Raw genomic sequence first — 614 nt, 5'->3', positions numbered from 1 at the left:
ACCTCGTGGAACGGCACGGGATTCGTGGTGCGGACGAACAGGGCGACGCCCAGCAGGGCGCGTCGTGCGCGGATGGGCACGATCATGATCGAGTGCATGGCGTTCTCGCGAACCCGGCGCGCCAGCTCCGGCACGTTGTCGATCCATGTGCCCGCAGCGGTGTCCAGCACCGGCTCCAGGCAGGACTTCCCGGACTGCAGCACGGAAGTGAGGGGAGAGTCCGGCAGCACGGGCACCAACTCACCGCGCACCCACGGTGATTCAGGGACACCATGGTGGATCGAGGCGATTCCGGCGCGGCGCAGAGCCGGGAGGCGCTTGGCGCCGATGCCGACCGGGGGCCCCTCCCCGAACGAGATCGACTGCTCCAGGTCCACGGCAACGTAGTCGGCGAGCAGAGGCACGGCGAGGTCGGCCAGTTCCTGGCCGGCCTGCATCACATCCAGGGTGCTGCCCAGACGCGCACCGGCCCGGCCGAGAACGGCCAGGCACTCACGCGCCTGCCAGCTCGCGGCGACGTCGGCGCTGATGACGCACACCCCGAGCGATTCGCCGTCGGCGCCCTGGAGGCACTGGAACGACACCGCGAACGGCTTCTCGGCGCCCTGGCTCGT

The 614-nt window shown here is 70.4% G+C and carries 1 pseudogene; it reads right to left on the bottom strand.

Annotated elements, in window-relative coordinates:
- Nucleotides 1–614: pseudogene (locus ADL25_RS13080) on the bottom strand (protein phosphatase); the annotation flags it as partial.

Origin of the sequence: Streptomyces sp. NRRL F-5122 (assembly GCF_001507435.1) — a bacterium.
In the GTDB taxonomy this organism is placed as follows: domain Bacteria; phylum Actinomycetota; class Actinomycetes; order Streptomycetales; family Streptomycetaceae; genus Streptomyces; species Streptomyces lannensis.
The sequence above is the reverse complement of the archived record's forward strand: the minus strand, read 5'-3'. Positions and strand labels throughout refer to the sequence as shown.